The following is a 5,058-nucleotide window of genomic DNA, read 5'->3' as shown; positions in this document are numbered from 1 at the left end:
AGATAACGCATTTGGATATCAAAGATATAGAAAAGATAGAAAAAATAGACATATCCAAACAGCTTGAATATATGAAGAAAAAATTTAAAAACATAAACCTTTCGGCTATAAAAATGCCTTATTTTTACAAACTTAAATTAAAAACCCTGCCTTCCCCGAAGCAGCTCAACAGTATAGAAGAAACCCTGAAAAGCTATCCTTATATAAAAAGGATACTTACATACAGATCTTCACAGACAAAAATATACAATCTGCTTATGCTTTTAAAAATAACGGCGAATGTTTTTATGCTGATAATAGCGGTTTTGGGATTTCTGCTGATAATCAAACAGCTTGAGGTTTGGAAACTCGAACACAACGAAAGAATGTACATAATGGAGCTGTTCGGGGCGCCTTTTTGGTTCAGGGGGGCCGCTCTTTTTAAAATAGCTTTTATTGATTCGATAATGGCGCTGGGTATTACGGCGGGAATCGTGTATTATATTCAAAACACGATTCTTTTCAAGGCGGTTATGAACGATTTGAACATAGTGCCAGGCTTGGGTCTTAAGAATGAATTTTTAATATTATCGGTAGTGGGGCTTTCGATTTCATTAATATCTTCCGTAGTAGTGGTTATCGGAAGGAAACAATGATTAATCCGGTTTTTTTGATTCTTCTGTCGGTTTTTTTGTTTTCAGCGACTCTTAACCACACTACCAAAGAACTGCGCAAAACTTCGTATAAAATAGCCAGAATGAATAAAAAACTCGACGCCCTTGCAAAAGAGATACTTAAAAAGCAGGCACAGGTGGATTTTCTTGCACAAAAACAAAAACGTATCGGAAAAGAAATTTCGGTTTTGGAAAAAGAACTTAAAAATTCCAGTAAAACATTGAACGAATTGAACGATCTTGCAAAGGGCCTTAACAGAAACAAAGAAAATATAAAAGCGGAAATTATAAGATTTATTTCCCAGAACTATTATCTGGATACGAAACAGACGGACTCCTTAAACGATCTTATATACAGTGAAATAAACGAAAAGGCGCTTGAGGAATATTCCAAAAGAATTTCGATGCTTGTAAAAAATTATAAAAAAATAGACAAAACCCTGAAAATAGTCAATAAAAAAATTTCCGACATAAAAAATAAGAAAAATATGCTTGAAAGAAAACGACGGGAGCTTTTATCCCTGAAAAAGGAACGTTTAAAAGAGCTTTATGCTTTGAAAAGGCAAAAAGAGTCTTATAAAAAGAAACTTCTTTCAATGATAAAGAAACAGAAAATTTTAAGAAAAACACTTCAGCATCTTAAAATCGTCAAAAAAAGGGAGTCTGTGAAAAAATACGGTTCGGCATATTATAAACCGGAAACGGCCGTATACAAAGGTGTAAAAACAATACCCCCCGTTCACGGAAATGTCGTAAAAAGGTTCGGAAGTTATGTGGATCCTATATACAAAATAAAAATATACAACGATTCCATTACCATAAAAACGAAAAAAAATTCGGTTGTCCGGGCCATAATGGACGGCAGGGTGGTCTATATAGGCGACAGCGGCGATAAAAAGGTGGTGTTTGTAAAACACAGGGGAAATCTTTTCAGTATATATGCAAATTTAACCAAAATATCACCGCTTCTTAAAAAGGGAAGCTATGTTAAAAGAGGGCAGATAATAGCAAGGGTCGACGACAGTCTTGAGTTTGAAGTAACGTATAAAGACAAACCGATAAATCCCCTAAAAGTAATAAGCCTGAGGTGAAAACTTGACAAAAAGAAACATTTTAACTAAAATCGCAAAACGAAAACACTTCCTTTTACTACAAAAATCTTACAAGGATATTTATGGAAAATCAGAATCAAAATACCGCTAATAACGGTACTGCCAGAAAACAGAGAACTCATATACCGGTTGAAGGGTATACGATTGAGGATTTAAGAAGCAAGCCCACGGAAGAGCTTATTAAAATTGCAAACGAACTTCATGTTGAGAATCCCCAGGAATTTAAAAGACAGGATTTGATGTTTGAAATTTTAAAAGCTCAGGTAGCGCAGGGAGGGTATCTTCTTTTTACGGGAATACTTGAGGTTATGCCAGACGGCTACGGATTTTTAAGAAGTATAGGAGGAAACTTTGAAAACTCTTTAAACGACGTATACGTATCCCAGACCCAAATCAGAAGATTCGCACTGCGTACCGGGGATATAGTTACGGGCCAGGTGAGGCCCCCTAAAGATCAGGAAAAATATTACGCCCTTTTAAAAATAGAGGCTATAAATTATCTTCCCCCGGAAGAAGCCAAACAAAGGCCGCTTTTTGACAACCTGACTCCTCTTTACCCTCAGGAAAAAATAAAACTCGAATACGAACCGACAAAACTTACGGGAAGGGTGTTGGATCTTTTCGCCCCCATAGGGAAAGGTCAAAGAGGCCTTATTGTCGCGCCCCCGAGAAGCGGAAAAACTATCTTTTTAAAAGAGATTGCCCACGGTATTACTCAAAATCACCCGGAAATAGAACTTATAGTGCTTTTGGTTGACGAAAGACCGGAAGAAGTTACCGATATGCAAAGAAGCGTAAAAGGCGAAGTGTACTCTTCAACGTTCGACAAACCCGCCCAAAATCACGTAAGGGTTGCCGAACTTGTCATAGAAAAAGCCAAAAGAATGGTCGAAATGGGCAAAGACGTCGTAATTTTACTCGATTCGATTACAAGACTTGCAAGGGCGTATAATACGGTGACGCCCGCGAGCGGTAAGGTATTAAGCGGGGGCGTTGATGCAAACGCACTGCATAAACCCAAAAGATTCTTTGGTGCGGCAAGAAATATAGAAGAAGGCGGAAGCCTTACGATTATAGCAACCGCCCTTATTGAAACCGGAAGCAAAATGGATGAGGTTATTTTCGAAGAGTTTAAAGGTACGGGTAATATGGAAGCGGTACTGAGCCGAAGAATTGCAGACAGAAGGATTTATCCGGCAATTGATCTGCTTAAATCAGGTACAAGAAAAGAAGAATTACTTTTAACTCCTGAAGAACTTGCAAAAGTTTGGGCTATTAGAAATATAATTTCAGAAATGGATGAGATTGAAGCCCTTAAACTTATGTATTCCAAGATGCTCAAAACCAAAAACAATCAGGAGTTTTTAAGTATTATTAATGAATAGATGCGGGGTTTTTGACAGCGGTATAGGGGGGCTCAGCGTTGCGGGCGAGCTTTTAAAATCGAAGCTTTTTAACGAAATAATCTATTTCGGGGACACCGCCCGGGTTCCTTACGGAAACAAAAACGAATCCACAATAATAAGATATTCCCTCGAAGCTCTCGAATTTCTTAAAAATTTCGATATTGACTTTTTGGTGGTGGCGTGTAATTCCGCATCTTCGGTTGCTGTTGAGGAATTGAGGCGCGAGGCCGGATTTCCGGTGGTCGGTGTTATTGAAGCGGGGGTAAAGGCTCTTAACGCCTCTAAAAATTCGAATATACTTTTAACGGGGACAAAAAGAACTATAGCTTCTAACAAATATCAGAATATGCTTCAAAATTTAGGATATGGGAATATAGTATCAATAGCAACTCCTCTTTTCGTACCCCTTGTGGAAGAGGGGATTACGGAGGGTAAAATTGTTGATGAAGTGTTTGAGCTTTATTTCGGAAATATTGATAAAAAAAGCATTGATTACGTAATACTCGGCTGTACCCATTACCCTTTTCTTGAAAAAAGCTTTCAAAAGCATTTTCCAAATGCCAAACTTATACATTCCGGGCAGGCTATAGTAGAACTTTTTAAAAACGAGTATAATTTAAAGGAAAAATCGGATACTTCAATCAAACTGTTTGCAAGCGACAATCCCGAGGATTTAAGACGCAAAGCAAAAGAGTGGCTTTGTTTGAATCAGTAAACATCTTCATGCTCTGCGATGTCTATTAAAAATATTTTTTCGTCAATTACAATAAAATCGATAATTATTCTATAACTCATATCTATCGAAACAGAATAAAACTTCTGCATTTCTCCTTTTAATTTATGAAGTCTGAGTAAGGGGTGAAAAGGATTGGCTTCTAATAAAAAAATTGTTTTTTCATATTTTTTAAACAAATTAGGATGTTTTTTAAAAAATTTTTAACTTTTCTTTTATATGTTTCGGTTTTTATTAATTTAAACATCTAATTCTTCTTTTAAAGATTCAATATGTTCTTTTGTGTTCAAAACTTTGTAATACCCGTTTTTATAATCTTCCATTACTTCTTTGTAAGCGAGTTCAAGCTCTTTCATTCTGAGCTCTTCGTATCTTTTAATATCCATAACGACAAATTTCTTTTTGCCTCTGAATGTAATTACGATTTCATTGAAATTTTTGAGCATTTCATCAAAAATTGAAACACCTTTTTTTTTACTTCGTTTGCGCTGATCGTCATAGCATTCCTTTAAGAGTACTTTTTAGAGTATTATTAGGGTATTTTATTTTTTGTCAAGTTTGAAAATCTGAGGTTTAACCACCACTTCATGCATAACGATGTTTTTGGGAGATTCGATTATATCTTTTATTATTTTGGCAATGTCTTCGGGTTTGATGTGTGCAAGTTCGTCGGAAGAAGGCCTAAAATAGGTGTTTTTGTGAAAGTTTGTAAGCGTCATATCGGGAATTACCGTACATACTTTTACACCCGATTTTCTTACTTCCTCAAAAAGTGACGTGCCGAAATGCCTGAGTGCGGCTTTTGTGGCGCCGTAAACGACACCCTGGCGTGCCGGGTGGATTGCCGAAGTTGAAGATATGTTTATTATAAACCCTCTGTTTTTTTTGATGTCTTTGAGGTGGTTTTTAGTTAAAATCATAGGAGCCAAAAAATTAACGTTTATCATTTCTTCTATTCTATCTATTCCGATATCTTCGAACTGTCCGAAATAACCGATACCGGCGTTATGAATTATTCCGTGTACGTTTTCAAATTTGAGCGATTTTACTTTTTCTATGTCGTTTAAATCGACGCTGTTTTTGCAGTTTCTGCATATTTCTATAATCTCATATTCTTTAAGTTCGTTTTTGACTGCGGCTCCTATCCCGCTGCT

6 protein-coding genes are annotated in these 5,058 nt (G+C 36.5%); 4 read left to right on the top strand and 2 right to left on the bottom strand.

Annotation, left to right across the window (positions count from 1 at the left end):
* From ACXJIE_RS01615 to murI, 4 genes are all read left to right on the top strand, one after another.
* Positions 1 to 635: hypothetical protein (locus tag ACXJIE_RS01615; protein WP_456479234.1), on the top strand; the 635-nt coding region annotated here is incomplete at its 5' end.
* Positions 632 to 1,744 (top strand): murein hydrolase activator EnvC family protein, encoded by a 1,113-nt coding sequence (locus tag ACXJIE_RS01610; protein ID WP_456479233.1) that lies wholly within the window; start codon positions 632 to 634, stop codon positions 1,742 to 1,744. The genes ACXJIE_RS01615 and ACXJIE_RS01610, both read left to right, overlap by 4 nt.
* 83 nt (positions 1,745 to 1,827) lie before the next feature.
* Complete coding sequence (gene rho / locus ACXJIE_RS01605) at positions 1,828 to 3,150, top strand: transcription termination factor Rho (protein ID WP_456479232.1); 1,323 nt, start codon at positions 1,828 to 1,830, stop codon at positions 3,148 to 3,150.
* On the top strand, positions 3,143 to 3,886 hold the full coding sequence (murI, locus tag ACXJIE_RS01600; RefSeq protein WP_456479231.1) for a glutamate racemase: 744 nt from the start codon (positions 3,143 to 3,145) through the stop codon (positions 3,884 to 3,886). Before rho ends, murI begins: the two co-directional genes overlap by 8 nt.
* Before the next feature lie 257 nt (positions 3,887 to 4,143).
* Here the strand turns inward: murI and ACXJIE_RS01595 are convergent, their stop codons facing one another.
* Positions 4,144 to 4,350, bottom strand: coding sequence for a type II toxin-antitoxin system prevent-host-death family antitoxin (locus tag ACXJIE_RS01595; RefSeq protein ID WP_456479230.1), 207 nt, complete (start codon positions 4,348 to 4,350; stop codon positions 4,144 to 4,146).
* Between the two features lie 96 nt (positions 4,351 to 4,446).
* On the bottom strand, positions 4,447 to 5,058 hold a 612-nt coding region (locus ACXJIE_RS01590), incomplete at its 5' end, for an SDR family NAD(P)-dependent oxidoreductase (protein WP_456479229.1).

Source organism: Nautilia sp. (genome assembly GCF_053994455.1).
Note: the sequence above shows the minus strand (reverse complement) of the source record. Positions and strands in the feature narration are given on the sequence as shown.

Coding starts and splice junctions, on each gene's coding strand:
- ACXJIE_RS01610 (WP_456479233.1), top strand. CDS start 632: ATGATTAATCCGGTTTTTTTGATTCTTCTGTCGGTTTTTTTGTTTTCA.
- rho (WP_456479232.1), top strand. CDS start 1,828: ATGGAAAATCAGAATCAAAATACCGCTAATAACGGTACTGCCAGAAAA.
- murI (WP_456479231.1), top strand. CDS start 3,143: ATGAATAGATGCGGGGTTTTTGACAGCGGTATAGGGGGGCTCAGCGTT.
- ACXJIE_RS01595 (WP_456479230.1), bottom strand. CDS start 4,350: ATGCTCAAAAATTTCAATGAAATCGTAATTACATTCAGAGGCAAAAAG.